At 71.9% G+C, this 17663-nt stretch carries 17 protein-coding genes; 8 read left to right on the top strand and 9 right to left on the bottom strand.

The features are described from left to right. Positions 1 to 40: 40 nt before the first annotated feature. A complete protein-coding gene (locus ACTIFU_RS15885) occupies positions 41 to 412 on the bottom strand; it encodes a helix-turn-helix domain-containing protein (RefSeq protein WP_439579295.1) in 372 nt (123 codons plus the stop codon). Between the two features lie 211 nt (positions 413 to 623). Between ACTIFU_RS15885 and parC the strand changes: the two genes are divergently transcribed. Then, entirely contained in the window at positions 624 to 2852 is a 2229-nt protein-coding gene (gene parC / locus ACTIFU_RS15880) for a DNA topoisomerase IV subunit A (protein ID WP_439579294.1), read from the top strand. Positions 2853 to 2926: 74 nt separating this feature from the next. After that, positions 2927 to 3727 carry a VOC family protein gene (locus ACTIFU_RS15875; protein WP_439579293.1) on the top strand — a complete coding sequence of 267 codons (801 nt, stop codon included), beginning with the start codon at positions 2927 to 2929 and terminating at the stop codon, positions 3725 to 3727. Between the two features lie 3 nt (positions 3728 to 3730). Here the strand turns inward: ACTIFU_RS15875 and ACTIFU_RS15870 are convergent, their stop codons facing one another. Both ACTIFU_RS15870 and ACTIFU_RS15865 read right to left on the bottom strand, forming a co-directional pair. Continuing rightward, positions 3731 to 4510 (bottom strand): arginyltransferase, encoded by a 780-nt coding sequence (locus ACTIFU_RS15870; RefSeq protein WP_439579292.1) that lies wholly within the window; start codon positions 4508 to 4510, stop codon positions 3731 to 3733. Positions 4511 to 4572: 62 nt separating this feature from the next. Beyond that, the gene (locus ACTIFU_RS15865) at positions 4573 to 6927 is read right to left on the bottom strand and encodes a penicillin acylase family protein (protein ID WP_439579291.1); all 2355 of its coding nucleotides are present in this window, start codon (positions 6925 to 6927) and stop codon (positions 4573 to 4575) included. 138 nt (positions 6928 to 7065) lie between these two features. Here ACTIFU_RS15865 and ACTIFU_RS15860 point away from each other — a divergent pair, with 138 nt between their 5' ends. The 3 genes from ACTIFU_RS15860 (at position 7066) to ACTIFU_RS15850 (ending at position 10024) form a co-directional block, all read left to right on the top strand. Then, positions 7066 to 7218, top strand: coding sequence for a hypothetical protein (locus tag ACTIFU_RS15860; protein WP_439579290.1), 153 nt, complete (start codon positions 7066 to 7068; stop codon positions 7216 to 7218). 42 nt (positions 7219 to 7260) lie between these two features. After that, positions 7261 to 7689, top strand: a complete 429-nt coding sequence (locus ACTIFU_RS15855) for a DUF1489 family protein (protein ID WP_439579289.1) — start codon at positions 7261 to 7263, stop codon at positions 7687 to 7689. 64 nt (positions 7690 to 7753) lie between these two features. Then, positions 7754 to 10024 (top strand): PAS-domain containing protein, encoded by a 2271-nt coding sequence (locus ACTIFU_RS15850; protein ID WP_439579288.1) that lies wholly within the window; start codon positions 7754 to 7756, stop codon positions 10022 to 10024. Between the two features lie 3 nt (positions 10025 to 10027). Here ACTIFU_RS15850 and ACTIFU_RS15845 read toward each other — a convergent pair whose 3' ends face one another. Continuing rightward, positions 10028 to 10894, bottom strand: a complete 867-nt coding sequence (locus tag ACTIFU_RS15845) for a dienelactone hydrolase family protein (RefSeq protein WP_439579287.1) — start codon at positions 10892 to 10894, stop codon at positions 10028 to 10030. A gap of 78 nt (positions 10895 to 10972) precedes the next feature. On the opposite strand from ACTIFU_RS15845, the gene ACTIFU_RS15840 reads away from it, so the two are divergent. Next, a complete protein-coding gene (locus ACTIFU_RS15840; RefSeq protein WP_439579286.1) occupies positions 10973 to 11524 on the top strand; it encodes a hypothetical protein in 552 nt (183 codons plus the stop codon). Here the strand turns inward: ACTIFU_RS15840 and ACTIFU_RS15835 are convergent. Further along, entirely contained in the window at positions 11512 to 11943 is a 432-nt protein-coding gene (locus tag ACTIFU_RS15835) for an acyl-CoA thioesterase (protein WP_439579285.1), read from the bottom strand. The genes ACTIFU_RS15840 and ACTIFU_RS15835 overlap by 13 nt on opposite strands. Positions 11944 to 11954: 11 nt before the next feature. On the opposite strand from ACTIFU_RS15835, the gene ACTIFU_RS15830 reads away from it, so the two are divergent. Further along, on the top strand, positions 11955 to 12836 hold the full coding sequence (locus tag ACTIFU_RS15830; protein WP_439579284.1) for an aminoglycoside phosphotransferase family protein: 882 nt from the start codon (positions 11955 to 11957) through the stop codon (positions 12834 to 12836). On the opposite strand, the gene ACTIFU_RS15825 is transcribed toward ACTIFU_RS15830, so the two are convergent. The 4 genes from ACTIFU_RS15825 to ACTIFU_RS15810 are packed head-to-tail and all read right to left on the bottom strand — an operon-like array spanning position 12791 to position 16396. After that, positions 12791 to 13786: a YheT family hydrolase gene (locus tag ACTIFU_RS15825; protein WP_439579283.1), complete on the bottom strand. Its 996-nt coding sequence runs from the start codon at positions 13784 to 13786 to the stop codon at positions 12791 to 12793. The two genes, ACTIFU_RS15830 and ACTIFU_RS15825, sit on opposite strands and share 46 nt — an antisense overlap. A 5-nt stretch (positions 13787 to 13791) precedes the next feature. Then, positions 13792 to 14316 (bottom strand): DinB family protein, encoded by a 525-nt coding sequence (locus ACTIFU_RS15820; protein ID WP_439579282.1) that lies wholly within the window; start codon positions 14314 to 14316, stop codon positions 13792 to 13794. Continuing rightward, positions 14313 to 15164 carry an alpha/beta fold hydrolase gene (locus ACTIFU_RS15815; RefSeq protein WP_439579281.1) on the bottom strand — a complete coding sequence of 284 codons (852 nt, stop codon included), beginning with the start codon at positions 15162 to 15164 and terminating at the stop codon, positions 14313 to 14315. The genes ACTIFU_RS15820 and ACTIFU_RS15815 overlap by 4 nt, the downstream gene beginning before the upstream one ends. Then, entirely contained in the window at positions 15161 to 16396 is a 1236-nt protein-coding gene (locus ACTIFU_RS15810) for a CaiB/BaiF CoA transferase family protein (protein WP_439579280.1), read from the bottom strand. Before ACTIFU_RS15810 ends, ACTIFU_RS15815 begins: the two co-directional genes overlap by 4 nt. A 138-nt stretch (positions 16397 to 16534) precedes the next feature. Here ACTIFU_RS15810 and ACTIFU_RS15805 point away from each other — a divergent pair, with 138 nt between their 5' ends. Next, a complete protein-coding gene (locus ACTIFU_RS15805; RefSeq protein ID WP_439579279.1) occupies positions 16535 to 17500 on the top strand; it encodes a tripartite tricarboxylate transporter substrate-binding protein in 966 nt (321 codons plus the stop codon). The last annotated feature ends 163 nt before the right edge of the window (positions 17501 to 17663 follow it).

The following is a 17663-nucleotide window of genomic DNA, read 5'->3' as shown; positions in this document are numbered from 1 at the left end:
CGACGTAGAGGCCGACGATGTACCACCCTTCGGGCGTTGCCTACGGCCCGCGGACCGTGTCCGCGAAGCGCGGATCGTTCGAGAGCTTGAACTGCCGCATCCGGTGCGGCAGCAGGCCATGGCTGCGCCAGATCCGCTGCACCGAGCTGACGCTGACGCCGCTGGACTTGGCCATCGCCGACGCCGTCCAATGCGTGGTCTCACCGGGTGGCTCGGAGAGCGTCAGTTGCACGACCCGCTCGATGATCTCCGCGCCGAGCGGCGGGATGCGGGGCGGACGGGTCTTGTCGCGCAGCAGACCATCCGCGCCGGCTTGCATGAACCGCTCCTGCCAGCGCCAGACGGCGGTCTTGGCCACGCCCGCCTGGCGCATGATCTCGCTCGTGCCGTGGCCATCGGCGGTCAGCAGCACGATCCGGGCGCCCTGACGTGCTTCTGCGGGCTGTTACGGTCGTCGATGATGGCACGCAGCCGCTCACGGTCGCTGGCGGTGACATGCAGGCTGATCCCGGCGCGCATGCCCCGGATTCGCACGCCGCACCGCGCCGGGGGAATCCTTTTCGGATTCTTCCGTCAGGCTTTATCCACTAGAAGGTATGGGTGTTCAAGCCCGAGTCGCGCCCATGCCCATCGACATGACGGATATCCGCGACACCCCGCTCGCCGACGCGCTGTCCGAGCGCTATCTCGCCTATGCGCTCTCCACCATCATGGCGCGCTCGCTGCCGGATGTGCGCGACGGGCTGAAGCCGGTGCACCGGCGCCTGCTGTGGGCGATGCATCAGCTCCGCCTCGACCCGCAATCCGGGTTCAAGAAATGCGCCCGCGTGGTGGGCGACGTGATCGGCAAGTTCCACCCGCACGGCGACGCCGCGGTGTACGAGGCGCTCGTCCGCCTCGCGCAGGACTTCGCCCAGCGCTATCCGCTGATCGAGGGCCAGGGCAATTTCGGCAACATCGACGGCGATAATGCCGCGGCCATGCGCTACACCGAGGCCCGCCTCACCGAGGTCGGCCAGGCGCTGCTCGAAGGCATCGAGGAGGACGCGGTCGATTTCCGCGCCACCTATGACGGCGAGGAGCGCGAGCCCGTCGTCCTGCCTGGCACCTTCCCCAACCTGCTCGCCAACGGCGCGCAGGGCATCGCGGTCGGCATGGCGACGTCGATCCCGCCCCACAACGCCGGCGAGGTCTGCGCCGCCGCGATCCATCTGATCGAGCACCCGGAGGCGACCGCCGCGGACCTGCTGCGCCACGTGAAGGGGCCGGACTTCCCGACGGGCGGCATCATCGTCGAGCCTGCCGAGGCGATCGCGGCCGCCTACGAGACCGGGCGCGGCGGCTTCCGGCTGCGCGCCAAGTGGGAGGCCGAGCAGGGCAAGTACGGCACCTTCCGCGTGATCGTCACCGAGATCCCCTGGCAGGTGCAGAAGGCGCGCCTGGTCGAGCAGATCGCGGCCGCGATGGAGGAGAAGAAGCTGCCGCTGCTCGGCGACCTGCGCGACGAGAGCACCGACCAGGTGCGGCTCGTGCTGGAGCCGAAATCCAAGACCGTCGATCCGGCGCTGATGATGGAGTCGCTGTTCCGCGCCACCGCGCTGGAGAGCCGCATCAGCCTGAACATGAACGTGCTGGACGCGGAACGTACCCCGCGCGTGATGTCGCTGAAGGAGGTGCTGCGCGCATTCCTCGACCACCGCCACGAGGTGCTGGTGCGCCGCACGCGCCATCGCCTCGCCGCGGCCGAACGCCGCATCGAGGTGCTGGAGGGCTATCTCGCCGTCTATCTCAACCTCGACGAGGTGATCCGCATCATCCGCACCGAGGACGAGCCCAGGCCCAGGCTGATGCAGGCGTTCGCGCTGACCGAGATGCAGGCCGACGCGATCCTCAACATGCGGCTGCGGTCGTTGCGCAGGCTCGAGGAGATGGAGATCCGCCGCGAGCACAAGTCGCTGAGTGCGGAGCGGCGGCGGCTGAAGGCGCTGCTCGGCAACGAGACCGAGCGCTGGCGCGCGATCGCAGGCGAGCTCGCCGAGATCCGCAGGCGTTTCGGCTCCGGCACGCTTGGGCTGCGTCGCACCTCTTTCGCCGCCGCGCCGGCCGCGATCGCGGACGCCGTGGAGGAGGCGCTGATCGTGCGCGAGCCGATCACGGTGGTGGTCAGCGAGAAGGGCTGGGTGCGTGCGCTGAAGGGTCACGCGGTCGATCCCGCATCCTTGCGCTTCAAGGAGGGTGACAAGCTCCGCTTCCTGCTGCCGGCGGAGACGACCGACCGGCTGCTCGCCTTCGGCACGAACGGCCGCTTCTACACCATCGCCGCCGACAAGCTGCCGGGCGGACGCGGCGACGGCGCGGCGATCCGCCTGCTGGTCGATCTGCCGAACGACGCCGATCTGGTCGCCCTGTTCGTGCACCGCGATGGCGCGCGCCACCTGGTCGCCTCCGCCGCCGGGCGCGGCTTCATCGTCAAGGCCGAGGATGCGGTCGCCGGCACGCGTGCGGGCAAGCAGGTGCTGAACCTCGACGGCGAGGAGGCCGCCGTCTGTGCGCCCGTGCCTGAGGGTGCGGACCACCTCGCGGTGATCGGCGAGAACCGCAAGCTGCTGGTGTTCCCCCTCGATGAGGTGCCCGAGATGGCGCGCGGCCGCGGTGTGGCGTTGCAGAAATACAAGGACGGCGGGCTCGCCGATGCCAAGCCCTTCGCGCTGACGGACGGGCTCGCGGTGCGGCTCGGCGAGAACCGCGTCAGTCTGCGCACCGCCGCCGACCTCGCCGACTGGATGGGTCACCGTGCCCAGGCCGGACGGCTGCCCTGGAAGGGATTCCCGTCCTCGGGGCGGTTCGGATAGGCGTCATCGGCAGAACGGATTTCCGCCCGCCCCCTTCCTGCCCCATGTTCCCCGCGGACATGGAGGGCAATCCAATGGTCACGACGGCGGAACGCGAACGGAGGCACGACACGGCGCAGCGCCTCGCGATCGGCGAGGTGGCGTTGCGGGTGCGCGACCTCGACCGTGTCTCGGGCTTCTACCGCGATGCGATCGGGCTGGCGGAGGTTCCCGCCGCGAACGGAGCCGTGGGCCTCGGCGCCGGCGGCCTACGCCTGCTGACCCTGGTCGGCGACCCCGACGCGCGCACGCCCGACGCCCTTTCCGCCGGGCTGTTCCACACCGCCTTCCTGCTGCCCTCGCGGGCGGCCTTGGCGGGCTGGCTCGCGCATGCGATCGAGCGCGGGCTCGCGATCGACGGCGCCTCCGACCACCTGGTCAGCGAGGCGATCTACCTCGCCGACCCCGAGGGCAACGGCATCGAGATCTATGCCGACCGGCCGCGCAGCGCCTGGCGCTGGGACACGGCCGGGGTCGCGATGGACACCCGCCCGCTCGACTGCCGCGGCCTGCTCGCGACCGCTTCGGGTCCCGTCCGCGCCGTCCCGGCCGGCGCGCGGGTCGGCCACATCCACCTGAAGGTCGGCGACACGATCGAGGCCGAATCGTTCTGGACGGCAGCGCTCGGCATGGAGGTGACCTCGCGCCGGCCCGGCGCGGTGTTCATGGCCGCGGACGGCTACCACCACCATGTCGCGGCGAATGCCTGGATGTCGCGCGGCGCCGGCCCGCGCGACCCGCAGGCGACCGGGCTGATGTGGTTCAGCGTCACAGGCCGCGACCTGCCGGGCGACGGTGTGGCGGACCGATGGGGCAACCGCGCCGTGCCGGCCTGATGCCTACCCCGCGGTGATCGCCGCCTCGGCCGGCACGGTCAGCGGTCCGGTCTCCATCTCGGCATCGGTCAGCATGCGCCACTGCCCGCCCCAGAGGATCTCCGATGGCCGGAAACGGGCCTTGTAGGCCATCTTGCGGCTCTCCGGCACCCAGTAGCCGAGATAGACGAAGGGCAGGCGCTGCTCGGCCGCGCGCCTGATCAGCCACAGCACCATCCAGGTGCCGAGCGAGCGGGCCGAGACGGCCGGATCGAAGAAGGAATAGACCGCGGAGAGCCCGTCGGCCAGCCGGTCGGTCAGGCAGGCCGCCACCAGGGCGTCCGTATGGTCGCGGAACTCCACCATCATGGTCTCGATCGGCGTGTCCTCGACCATGGCGCGGTAGTCGTAGAACCCCATCGCCGCCATGTCGCCGTCGGCGTGGCGCGCGACCTGGTAGCGCTGGAACAGCGCGAACTGCTCGGCGGTGGCGCGTGCGGGCACCTCGAACCCCTCGATCGCGGTATTGGCGGCGATCAGCCGCCGCTGGGTGCGGTTCGGCTCGAACGCGGCGACGTTCACCCGGATCGGGATGCAGGCGCGGCAGCCGGGGCAGACCGGCGCGTACGCGATGTTGTGACTGCGGCGAAAGCCGGCGCGCGACAGCCGGTCATGCAGCGCCTCGGCATCCGCCCCGGTGAGCTCGGTGACGATCTTCCGCTCGGTGCGGCCCGCGAGGTAGGGGCAGGGCAGCGGGGCCGTCGTGTAGAAGAACTGCGGGCGTCTGGCTGGTTTCTGCAGCATCGCCGTTCGGCTCGGGTGATCCCCCAATGAAGCGGCACCGGACCGCGCCGGTCAATCGCCGATCACTCGGGGAGCAGCGTGATGGTGCCCGCCACGGCCTCGGGCTGCGCCGGCAGCGTCACGTGCCCGCCCGCCAGCCAGAGCGGGGCGAAGTCGCGGTAATGCGCGCTCAGCGGGTGGCCGGACTGGCCCGGGGCGATCACGAAGCGCGAGGCGTCGAGCTCGGCGAGATCGTAGACACCGCGGAAGCTCGCGCCGTGGACGTTCTCGAACGGCCGCGGGCCGGTCATCCGCACGCCGGCGCGCAGCACCGTGTAGCCGTCGCCGGGGGTCGCCATCTCGGTGCCGAACCAGGGCCCGATGCCCGGCACGAACTGGAACAGCAGATGCGGGAAACGCACGCGGTGCACCTCGCCCCAGCGCCACTGCGCCGGGTCGGGGCCGTGCGCGGCCGCGAGCTCGGCCACCGCGTCCTCAAGGGCGCGCGTGAGCACCGGCGGGCAGGGATCGGCGGCCTCGCCGCACCAGTGCGCGCCGCGCGTCAGCACGAACAGCAGGAACTCGGCGACCGTCTCGCGGAACGCCTCCGCCTCCGGGCCGAACGCGCGGGCTGCCAGCGCTCGGCCGAAGGCGCGGATCCAGGCGGTGTAGATCAGCGGCTCGGGCCGATCCGCCGCCATCGTCCCATCCCAGCGCGCGAGCAGCGCATGGGCGCGTGACGCCGCGCCGCCCGCAGGCTCCCCGCGCAGCATCAGCGGCAACAGGTCCTGCGCGGCCTGGCTGACGACGTCCACCTGGATCCCAGCCAGGCTCGCCGCGTCGTGCGGGGCTCCGTGCGCGTCAAGGCGGGTGACGATCCGCCGGTAGCGGAAATCGCCCCACCAGTCGCGCGTTAGCAAGACGGGGAAGTCGTCAGGCACGATGCGATTGTTCGCGTTCACGATGCGATGGGTCGGTGGATCGACGAAGCGCGGCAGCGCCTCGTAGGGCGCGAAGCCGAGCCAGTCGTGGCTGCCGTCCCAGCCCGGCACCGGGAACGAGCCGTCGCCGGCCCGGCGGATCGGCACGCGCCCGGGCACCAGCATGCCGATCCGCCCCGCGCGGTCGGCGATCACCAGATTCTGTTGCGGCGCCGCGATCAGCCGCGCGGCGTCCTCGGCCTCGGCGAAGTCGCGCGCCAGGTTGAGCCGGTGCATGGCCACCGCCGCCGCGTCGCCCGGCGCCAGCATCGCCATCGCCACGGCCAGGACATGACCCTCAGGCGTGCCGGGGACAGGGTCGAGATCGGAGATCACCGGCCCGTGGCGCGTCTCGCGCACCCGCAGTGTCGCGGGATCGCCGAACCGGACCTCGATCACCTCCTCGCGAACGGCGAACGGCCGCGGTCCGTCGGGGGTGACGTAGGCGTCCTCCCCCGCCAGCCGTTCGATGAACACGTCCTGGGTATCGGAATGCGTGGTCGTGAAGCCCCAGGCGATGTGGCCGTTGTGGCCCAGCATCAGGAACGGCACGCCCGGGGCGAAGGCGCCGGCGAGCGTCAGCCCCGGCGCCTCGACCCGCGCGAGGTGCCATTGCGTCGGCGTCACCAGCGCGAGATGCGGATCATTGGCAAGCAGCGCGTTGCCGGTCGCGCTCGCGGGGCCCGTCACCGCCCAGGAATTGCTCGCGGTCGAAGGCAGCGGCGCGTCCTCACCGAACACCGGCAGCGCGGCAAGCACGCGCGCGAGATGCTCGTCCGGCAGCACCGGCAGCTCGGCGACCGGCGTATGCGGGCTCGCGTCGCGCGGCCAGAGCTCGTCGATGCGCTCGCGCGGCAGCACGGTCGAGAGACGGAGCCGCGCGAGCTCGGTGCGCATGTTGCCGGTCAGGAACAGCGCCATCGCCTTGCCCCAGAGCAGCGAGTCGGTCTCGCGCCAGGGCTCCGGCCGGGTGGCGAGCAGCAGGTACTCGGGCGCGGCGCGTGCGCCGCGCTGGTCGATCCAGGCGTTCACCCCGCGCGCATAGGCCGCAAGGGCCGCGCGCGTCTCCGCCGGCAGCCCCTCGAGATCCTGCTCCGCCTTGGCCGCCAGCCCGAGCAGGCGCGAGAACCGGTCCAGCCGCAGCCCCTGGCTGCCGATCAGCGCGGACAGCCGCCCGGCCGCGCCGCGGCGCATGACGTCCATCTGGAACAGCCGGTCGCGGGCATGCAGCCAGCCAAGCGCCGCCCAGGCATCCTCCGCCGACCCGGCCCGCACCCAGGGGATGCCGTGCGGATCGAGCGTGATCTCGACCGGGGCGGCGAGCCCCGGGATCGCGGCGTTGTTGGTGCCCGGTGGCAGGGTGATGCGGAACGCGAGCGCGATGCCGCCGGCGACCAGGACAAGGAGCAGCGCCAGCGTCACCAGGATGTGCCGCGACCAGCGGAGGGCGATTCGCATGACGCGACCTATCGCACGGGACTGCACGGGATCGCAGCCGGTCACTGCAAGTTCATGCGATGTGCGCCGGATCACCTCGCCTTCGCCCCGGCTTCGCCATGGTCCGCGGCCATTGTCCACTCCATGCAGGGTCACCGCATGAACACGCTCTGGGCCGCGATGCTCTCCGCCTGGCTGGCAGCCGGGCAGGCCACGCCGGCGGCGGCGGCGCCCGACCGTCCCGAGTCGCCGGGCAAGGCGAGCCAGGGGACAGTCACGGCTTCGGGGCAGGATCGGCCGGCCAGCGCCTGACCCCTTGCGCCGCCGCACGCCGGGGCCAGACTCCGACGCGTCATGCTGCACCTCATTAAGCTCGCGGTGGGCTGCGTCTCGGTCGATGACCTCGCCGAGTGGCAGGCGCGCCGGGCGAAGACCCACCCGCCACTCCGCCATCGCACCCGGTCCACGCCCAAGCGCGCCGAGGAGATCCTCGCCGGCGGCTCCATGTACTGGGTGATCGCCGGGCTCGTGCAGGTGCGCCAGCGAATCGTCGGCATCGTCCCCGACACGCTGGACGACGCCTCGCCCTGCTGCGCGTTGCACCTCGATCCGGCGCTTGTTCCAGTACAGCTCCGCCCGACCAAGCCGTTCCAGGGCTGGCGCTATCTCCCCGCGCCCGACGCACCGCCCGACCGGCCCCGGGGCATGGCCGAGCCGCAGGAGGGGTTCGCGGCGATGCCGGCCGCCATGCGCCGCGAGCTCGCGGAGCTGGGGCTGCTCTGACCCACCCGGGCCTTGTCCGGCGCGGTGCGCGGCCCGAAAGTAGGGCCATGATAGTGACGCTTCGATGACCGCGCCGGCCGAGACCGAGACGCTCGGCCTCGTGCGCCTGCTCGCGGCCTGCCGCGACGACGCGACCGCGCTCGCCAGTGCGCTCGATCAACTCGGCATCGCGATCTGTCTCTACGACCCCGACGATCGCGTGGTGCTCTGGAACGAGAGCTATCTCACCTTCTTCCCCGAGCAGCGCGACGCGATCGCGCCCGGCACGCCCTATGCCGACACGCTGCGGCGCTTCTTTGGCGTCAACCTTGCCGACACCCAGCGCGACCGGCTGGAGCGGCACGTCGAGGCCGCGGTGCAGCGCCACCGCACGCAGACCGCGCCGTTCACCTTCCAGCTGCGCACCGGACGCTGGCTGAAGGTCGCCTCGCTGCCGATGCCGGCAGGCGGGCGGGTGCGGCTCTGGCGCGACACGTCGGAAGAGCAGCCGGCGACCACGCGCCGTTCGGCCGACCGGGCGCTCGCCTCGCTCGATGTCGGCTACGCCGTGTTCGACGGCGCGGGCCGCTTCGTCACCGCGAACAAGCGCTACCAGGAGCTGTTCCCGGGCATCGGCGACCTGATCGGCGCGGCCTCCAGCTATCGCGACCATCTCGCCCGGATCGAACGCGACTCGGTGCTGGAGGAGGATCGCGCGCGGCTGGCGCGCGTCGCCGCGCGGCCACTGCCGACCGCGCTGCCGGTGTCGCTGCCGCTGCTGCTGCGTCATGTGGAGGGCGGCTGGCTCAGCCTGGAAGAGCGGGTCGGCGAGGACGGCACGCTGGTCGCGATCTGGTCCGACGCGACGCGCCAGGTCGAGGCCGATGCGCGCATCGGCGAGCTCGAACGCCATCTGCGCGACGCGGTCGAGGCGATCCCGCACGCGCTTCTCATGTTCGACCGCGACGGGCGGCTGCTGCTGCGCAACCGCCGCCTCGCCGCGATCGACCAGCGGCTCGCGCGCGCGCTCGACGCCACGCCGACGCTCGCCCGCTATGCCGCTTGGCGCGCCGGCTTCGGCGACGTCACCGCCGATGACGCGATCCGCGGCGAGGAGGAGGTGGTGCTGCCCGACCGGCGCACCGTCGCGATCGCGCCACTCACCACCGATGCCGGTGAATTCCTGCTGCTGCTGAGCGATGTCACGCGTGAGAAGGCGGCCGAGGCGGAGCTCGCGCGCCAGAAGGACCTCGCGCACCAGAACGAGAAGCTCGCGGCGATGGGCAGCCTGCTCGCCGGTGTCGCACACGAGCTGAACAATCCGCTCGCGGTGGTGGTGGCGCGCGCGCTGCTGCTCGAGGAGCAGATCGCCGATCCGCAGGCCGGGGCGGCGGTGCGGGTGCTGCGCCAGGCGGCGGAGCGCTGCGCCGGGATCGTGCGGACCTTCCTCGCGATCGCGCGCGCCAAGCCGCGCGAGCGGCGGCCGCTCGCGCTCGGCACGGTGCTGTCGGCCGTCGCCGACATCCTCGCCTACGGGCTCGGCGCCGACGACATCGCGATCGAGATCGCGCCGGTGCCCGAGAGCGCGGTGATCGAGGCCGAGGAGGATGCACTGCACCAGCTCTTCCTGAACCTGCTGGTGAATGCGCAGCATGCCCTGCGCGGCGCGGCGAGGCCGCGTCGCATCACGGTGACGGTGGCGGTCGCCGGCGGATCGGTGGAGATCGTCGTCGCCGACAATGGCCCGGGCGTGCCGGCGGCCATCCGCGGCCGGATCTTCGAGCCCTACTTCACCACCAAGCAGCAGGGCGAGGGAACCGGGATCGGCCTGTCAGTCTGCCATGCGATCGTCACGGCGCATGGCGGCATGATCGCGGTGGACGATGCACCGGGCGGCGGCGCTCGCTTCACCGTGCGCCTCCCGCAGGCCGAGGCGGCCGCCGCTGCGGGGTCTCCGCAGCGGGGCGCGGCGGGGGCGATGCGCGGCCGCGTGCTGGTGGTGGACGACGAGGCCGACATCACCGACGTGATCGGCGAGATCCTGGCGCGCCAGGGCCTGGAGGTGACGGTCGCGCGGGACGGGATGCAGGCTCTGCTGCACCTGGAGGAAGCCCCCTGCGACCTGGTGATCACCGATCTACGCATGCCGGGGATGGACGGCGCCGGGCTGCTCGCACGCATCGCCGAGCGGCCGCCTGCTGTGCGCCCACCGGTGATCGTGCTTACCGGCGACGTGCTGTCCTGGAGCCGCGCGCGTCCGGACTTCGATCCGCCGCCGCTGGTGATCGAGAAGCCGTTCGATCCGGCGGCACTCGCCCAGGCGGTGCGCGAGGCGCTGGCGCGGCGCCACGCCTGATCCCTACCCGCCGAGATGCCGGCGCAGGAACGCGACCGTGCGCTGCCAGGCGCGTGCTGCCGCCTCGGCGTTGTAGCGCGCCGCCGAGGTGTCGTTGTTGAAGGCGTGCTGCGTGCCCGGATAGGTGTGCACCTCGAAGGTCTTGCCTGCCCCGCGCAGCGCCGCCGTGTAGACCTCGATCCCCGCGTTCACCCCGGCGTCGTGCTCGGCGTAGTGCAGCAGCAGTGCCGCGCGGATCGCCGGCACCTGCTCGGCGGGGATCTGGCGGCCGTAGTAGGCGACACCCGCGGCAAGGTCGGGCGCGGACGCCGCGAGCGCATTCACCATCAGCCCGCCCCAGCAGAACCCGATCGCGCCGACCCGGCCATTGCCGTTGGCGTGGGCCGCCAGGAACGGCACCGCGCTCGCAAGCCGCTCGACGGTGCGTTCGCGGTCGAGCCGCCCGATCATCGTCCGCGCGAGATCCTCGTCCGCCGGCGTGCCGCCGTCGCGGCTCAGCATGTCCACGCCGAGGGCGAGGAACCCCTCCAGCGCCATGCGCCGCGTGACGTCCTCGATATGCGGGTTGAGGCCGCGGTTCTCGTGGATGACGATCACCGCCGGCAGCCGTCCGCCGTCGCGCGGGCGCGCGAGATACCCGGCGAGCTCGCCGTCCGGCCCGGCCCAGGTGACGCGGGCGACGGTCAGGCGCGGATCATCGGGCGGCACGATCGCCGCCTTGGCCGGGTCGGCCGCCAGCAGCGGCAGCAGCGCCGCCGCCGCCGGCGCTCCGCCCGCCAACGTGGCGAGGCGATCGAGGAAGGTGCGGCGGTCCATGCCCCCGTGGGTGAACCGGTCGTAGAGGTCGATGATCGGCTGCGGGATGGTCATGGCGTCGCTCCGCGATTTGGGCCGCGCGGGGCCGGGGAGTAGACTGCGCCGCGGCAGGATAGCCGATGGAGAACCGCCATGTTCGACCTCGACCGGTTCATCGAGGAGTGTCGCGCAGCCATGAAACAAGGCCAGCCCGCCGTGCGCGAACTGGTCGCGGGCGCGGTCGCCGATCCCGGCGCGGTGATGCGCGCGCTTGGCGAGCCCACGCGGGCAGGGCTGAACACGCTCTACCGCTCCGACGAGCTGACCATCCTCAATCTCGTCTGGGCCCCGCACATGACGCTGATGCCGCACAATCACGGCATGTGGGCGGTGATCGGGCTCTACACGGGCCGCGAGGACAACATCTTCTGGCGCCGCATCGACGAGCCGGGGCTGCCCTCGCGTGTCGAGGCGGCCGGGGCGAAGGCGCTCTCGGCCGGCGAGGCCGCACCGCTCGGCAAGGACATCATCCACAGCGTCACCAACCCGATCCCGCGCCTGACCGGGGCGCTGCACGTCTATGGCGGCGACTTCTTCCGCCCCGGCCGCAGCGAATGGGACCCGGAGACGCTGCGCGAGGGCCCCTACGACGCCGAGCGCACCAAGGCGATGTTCGAGGCGGCGAACAAGGGTCAGCGGGCGTAGCGGGCCAGCGCCTCGCGCATCGGCTCCGGCACCGGCGTCGATTTGCCGGTCGCCTTCACGACATAGGCGTGCACGAAATGTCCCTCGGCCGAAGCACACTCCTCGTCATTGCGGAAGATGCCGAGCTCGTATCGCACGGAGGTGTTGCCGATGCGCGCCACGCGGAGCCCGCCGGTGATGACGTCGGGGAAGGCGGTGGGCGCGAAATAGCGGCACTGGGTCTCGACCACGAAACCGACGATCTCGCTCTCCAGCGGATTGACTCCGAGCGTGTCGATCTGGAAGCGCGCCACCGTCGTGTCGAACCAGGAATAGTACACCACGTTGTTGACATGCGCGAACACGTCGTTGTCCATCCATCGTGTCGGAATGGTCAGAAACCAGCGGTAATCGGCGCGGCTGCCGATCGGCTTCGTCATCGCTCGCCTCCATGAACGGCGCGGAGCCTCGCCGCAGCACGCCCGGACCGCAAGAGTGGCGCGCGGCACTGGCGGCGCGGGCGGTCGCGGTCGCGCGCGACTGGCGGCTGACGCTCGGGCCGGTGCTGCCGGGATCGACCCAGGGCCTCGTGCATGCGGCGACCTGCGCGGACGGCAGGGCGGCGGTGCTGAAGCTGGAGAAGCCGGGACAGGGCCTCGAAGCGCAGGCAGAAGCGCTCGCCGCGTGGGACGGCGACGGCGCGGCGCGGCTGCTGCGGTTCGATGCCGTCCGCGGGGCGCTGCTGCTGGAACGGCTGGCGCGCGGCGAACCGCTCGTGAGGCTCTGCGAGGAGGGGCGTGACGACGACGCGACCGATGTGCTCGCCGGGCTGATGCTGCGGCTGCATCGGCCCGCGCCGGCTGACGCGGTGCTGGCCGACGCTCATGGCTGGATCCGCGCGATCGAAGCCTGCCGCGACCCCCGCCTCGATCCCCGCCTGCGCGACCGCGCACTCGGCCTCTACCGCGACCTCAACGCCTCGGCGCGGCCGCCAGTGCTGCTGCACGGCGACCTGCATCATCGCAACGTGCTGCGCGACGGCGACGGCTGGCGCGCGATCGACCCGTTCGGCGCGATCGGTGAGCCTGCCTTCGACACCGGCACGCTGCTCACCAATCCGGTGTCGTGGTTGCCGCACCAGCGCGACCTCGCCGCGATCCAGGCGCGGCGCGTCGCGCTGCTGGCGGAACGGCTTGGCGAGGAGCGCGGGCGCATCGCCGCCTGGGGCTTCGTCGTCGGCGTGCTGAAGACGGCCTGGGACATCGAGGATGGCACCGGCGATGGGCGTCAATGGCGCGCAGCAGCCGATGTGCTCGAAACGATGACGCGCTGAACGAAGGTCGCGATCGTGCGGTCGGCCCAGGTGCCGTCGCGATTGCGGTCGTGGAAGCCCACATGGCCGCCGCCCGGCGCGATCAGCGGCGTGACACGCGGGTTCAGCGACCAGTTGATCGCGCGGTAGGTCCCGGCCGGCACCCAGGGGTCGTCGGCGGCCGTCAGGCACAGCGTCGGCACGGCGATCCGGTCGAGATGCTGCGGCAGGCTGGCGCGCGCGTAGTAGTCGTCGGCGCCGGCGAAGCCCGCGAGCGGGGCGACATAGCCATCGTCGAACGCGTACACGCTGCGTGCCGACCGCGCGGCCGCCAGCAGCCGTGCCGGCAGATGCAGCGCCAGCGCCTCGGCCTCGCGCTGCATCTGGCCGAGCAGCCAGCGGTGATAGAGAGCATTGCGTGGAGCCATGATCCGGCGCGCGACCGGGGCCAGCAGCACCGGCGCGCACAGGGTCGCCGCGGCGACGATCGGCAGGGTCGCGTGCTCGCCCTCGCGGGCGAGCGCTCCGAGGAGCTGCGTGCCACCGAGCGAGACGCCGATGCAGACCAGACCGGGGTGGAGCGCATCTCGCGGCAGGGCGCGCAGCGCGTCCACGATGTCCGCGCCGGCCGCGGCGTGGTAGGGGCGGGTGCTGCGCGCGAGCGACGGCGCCGACCCGCGCAGATTGAGCCGCACCACGCCGTGGCTGCGTGCGCGCCAGAACGCCGCCGAGCGGCGCATGTACTGGCTGTCCTCGCAGCCGGTCAGTCCATGGATCAGCACCACGGTAGGCCGGGTGCCGTCGCCCGCGTGCCAGGCGGCGGCGAGCGCGTCGCCGTCGGGCAGGTCGAGCCAGAGCCGCGCGAACGCAGCCGGATCGGGCGCGTCGCGGCGGATCATGTTGCGGATGGTCTGCAGGTCGCCCGTGAGCCAGGGCAGGCGCGGCCGGAACGGTGCGGGATCGGCGATCATGCCCGTCAGGTGAGGCCGAGCGCCTTCAGGTCCAGGATGAAGGGCAGATCGGTGTCGGCGGGCGTCACGCCATTCTGCGTGATCAGGCAATGCGCCTGGCCGCGGTGATGCGTCTGGTGGTTGAAGAGATGCACCAGCAGGATCCAGCGCTTCTCCGTCCGCTCCCGCTTCGCGGCTCCGCTGTACCAGGTGAGGTCGCCACGGAGCGACTCCTCCGTCAACGTCGCGGTCCAGGTCTCGATGCGGGCATCGGCCCCGACGCGGGCGGCGCGGAGGTCGTCGAAGTCGTCGTAGAGCGCGGTGCTGCCGGGAATGCCTCCCTGGGGTCGCTCCCAGCCCTCGGCGAAGCGGCTCATCCACATCTGGTCGGCCCAGACGAGGTGGTTCAACGTCGCGTGCAACGAGCCGAAGAACGCCCCGACTTCGCGCTTGCGCGCGGCGTCGGGGATCTGCTCCGCGGCGGCATAGAGGCGGCGATTCATCTCACTGTTGTAGGCCGCCATCAGGCGGCACCAGGCTGGCGTGATCATGCGTGGCCCTCCTCGAGGAACGCAGCGACGAGCCCGGTCTGCGCGAAGTCTAGCAGGGCCGGCGCGTGCCCGCAGCCGGGAATCGTCTCGACGCGGACACCGTTTCGTTCTGCCATGCGCGAAGCCGTGTCGGGCAGGAGCAGATCGGACTCCGCGCCGCGCAGCACCAGCGTCGGCACAGCGACGTGCTCCCAGACCGGCCAGAACGCGATGTCCTCCGGTGGCGTGCGGAACGCCTCGGCGATCGCCGGGTCGTAGTGCAGACGGTAGCCACCCTCGGGATGCGGACGCATGGAGGTCTCGGTGAGATGGCGCCATTGCGCATCGGTCAGCGCCCCGAACGGCGCATAGGCCTTGCGCGTGTGCTGCTCGGCCGCGGCGAGGTCGGGGAAATGCCAGTCGCGGCCGAGATACTCGCCGATGCGCGCGAGCGAGGCAGCCGGAATGAACGGGCCGACATCGTTGACGACAAGGCGGCGGATCGGCGTGTTCGGCATTGCGGCGAGGATCATGCCGATGATCCCGCCCATCGAGGTGCCGACCCAGTCGACCGGCTGGTCGCCGAAGCGGGCGAGCAGATGCGCGCAGGCGCCGGCATAGACATCGTTGCTGTAGAGCGACGGGTCGGGCAGGCGGTCAGAGGCGCCGCGCCCGGGCATGTCGGGGCACAGCACGCGCCGGCCACGCTCGGCCAACGCAGCGGCGAGCGCATCGAAGTCGCGGCCCGTGCGCGTCAGCCCGTGCACGCACACGACCGAAGCGCCCTCCGACGGCCCCCACTCCGTCCAGGCGAGCCAATGGAATCCGACCGGCGAGAGCCAGCGCAGGCGGCCCTCGCGCGGGCTCACACCACGCCCTTCTCGCGCAACGCCGCGATCGCCGCGGCGTCGAACCCGAGCGCGCGGCCGAGCACCTCGTCGGTATGCGCGCCGAGCAGCGGCGGCGCGATGCGGTAGTCGGGCGGGGTGGCGGAGAGCTTCACGGGGTTGGCGATCAGCTTCACCAGCCCCCCTGCCGCCTCGTGCGGCATCTCGATCACCATGCCGCGCGCCTGCACATGCGGATCGGCGAACACCTCAGAGAGCCTGTTGATCGGGCCGCAGCCGATCTTCAGCGCCTCGAGCTCCGCGATCCACTCGTTCGTGGTGCGCGACGTCATCACCGGCGCCAGCGTGTCGGTGACCAGCGCGCGGTTCTCCACCCGCTTCGCATTGGTGGCGAAACGCTCGTCCGCCAGCAGATGCTCGAGCCCGAACGCCTTGCAGAACCGCTCGAAGGTGGCGTCGTTGCCCACGCTCAGCACGATCGCGCCGTCTGCCGTGGCGAACACCTGGTAGGGCACGATGTTCGGATGCTGGTTGCCGAGCCGCGCCGGGTTCTCGCCGGTGGCGAGGTAGTTCATCCCCTGGTTGGCGAGCCAGGCCACGTGCGTGTCGAGCATGCCGATATCGATGTGCTGGCCCTGCCCGGTCTGCTCCTTGTGGCGAAGTGCTGCGAGGATGCCGATCGTGCCGTAGAGCCCGGCGAACAGATCGGCGACCGGAATGCCGACCTTCTGCGGCAAGCCCTCCGGCTCGCCGGTCAGGCTCATCACCCCGCCCATCGCCTGGATCAGCGAGTCGTAGCCGGGACGCGGGGCATAGGGGCCGGTCTGGCCGAAGCCGGTGATCGAGCAGTAGATCAGCCCGGGGAATTCGTCCTTCAGGCTCGCGTAGTCGAGCCCGTACTTGGCCAAGCCCCCGGGCTTGAAGTTCTCCACCAGGATGTCGCATTGCGAGATCAGCTTGCGCGCGATCTCCTGGCCCTCGGGCTTGGCGATGTCGAGCGTGACCGAGAACTTGTTGCGGTTCACCCCGGCGAAATAGGCGCTCTCCTTGGTCGGCGTGCCGTCGGGGTTGGGCAGGAACGGCGGCGCGAAGCCGCGCGTGTCGTCGCCGCGCGAGGGGTGCTCGATCTTGATCACCTCTGCGCCCAGGTCGCCCAGCATCTGCGTGCAGGTCGGCCCCGCCAGCACGCGGGTGAGATCGAACACGCGCAGGCCCTTCAGCGGCCCGGATGGCGGGGAGGCGGCAACGGTCATGCGGGGTCCCTTCTCGGCTCGGCCCGTTATAGGCGGCACGGACCGCGCGGCAAGCCGAGAGGGTGTCGCAGGACCGTCGTTTGACGCGACTCCGGTCCGGCGCTCTTCTCAGCCCGATCCATCGCTCGGAGATCGCCCATGCTCGCACGCCGCCACCTGCTCGCCGGGCTCGCGCTCGCCCCACTGCCGCTCGCCGCCCAGCCGGCCGGGCGCGCGCTCACCCTCGTCGTGCCGTTCGCGCCGGGCGGCAGCACCGATGTCGGCGCGCGGCTGATCGCGCCGCGGCTCGCGCACCATCTCGGCCAGAGCGTGGTGGTGGAGAACCGCCCCGGTGCCGGCGGCGCCACGGCGGCCGACCAGGTGCGCCGCGCCACCCCCGACGGCTCGACGCTGCTGATCGCGGTCGCGTCCACGCATGGCGTGAACCCGGCCGTGTTCCCCGACCTGCCCTACGACGCCGAGCGCGACTTCGCCGCGGTCGCGTTGCTGGGCGTGACGGGGTTCGTGGTGGTGGTGCGCGCCGATGCGGGGTTCGCGGACATGAACGCGCTGGTGGCGAAGCTGCGCGCCGAGCCGGGGAAGCACAACTACGCCTCCGCCGGCGTGGGCTCGATGCCGCATCTCGCCGGCGAGTGGTTCCGCACCGCCCTCGGGCTCCAGGTCGAGCACGTGCCGTATCGCGGCGGCGGCCCGGCCATGGTCGCGCTGATGGGCGGGGAGGTGACCTACATGATCGAATCCATCCCCACAGTGGCCGGCGCCATCACCGATGGGCGGCTGAAGGCGCTCGCGCGTGCCTCCGCCCGCGCCTCGGGGCCGGTGGCTGAGCTTCCGGCGCTTGCCGATCTCATCCCCGGCTTCGATGCCGAGACCTGGATCCTCGCCGCCGCCCCCGCCGGCACGCCCGCACCCGTGCTCGCGCGCCTGAACGCCGCGTTCAACGCCGCCCTCGCCGAGCCCGAGCTCGCCGAGCGGCTGCGCGCGATCGGCACCGAGCCGGTGACGGACTCCACGCCCGAGAGTGCGGCGCGGCACATCAGCACCGAGATCGCGCGCTGGCGCCGCGTGGTCGCCGAGACGGGGGTGACGATCGAGCGGCGGTGATCGCTCCCTCTCCCGCATGCGGGAGAGGGGTGGGGTGAGGGCGCTTCAGGCGCCCCGCGGTGATCACCCGTCGCGCCTCGCTGCCCCCCTCACCCTGACCCTTGCGTGTATGGGGGGATTGAGCGGGGATAGGTCTGCTCGTCTGCGTCTGGCGGCGGTCCCG

This window comes from Elioraea sp., from assembly GCF_051860475.1.
In the GTDB taxonomy this organism is placed as follows: Bacteria; Pseudomonadota; Alphaproteobacteria; order Acetobacterales; family Acetobacteraceae; genus Elioraea.
The sequence above is the reverse complement of the archived record's forward strand: the minus strand, read 5'-3'. Positions and strand labels throughout refer to the sequence as shown.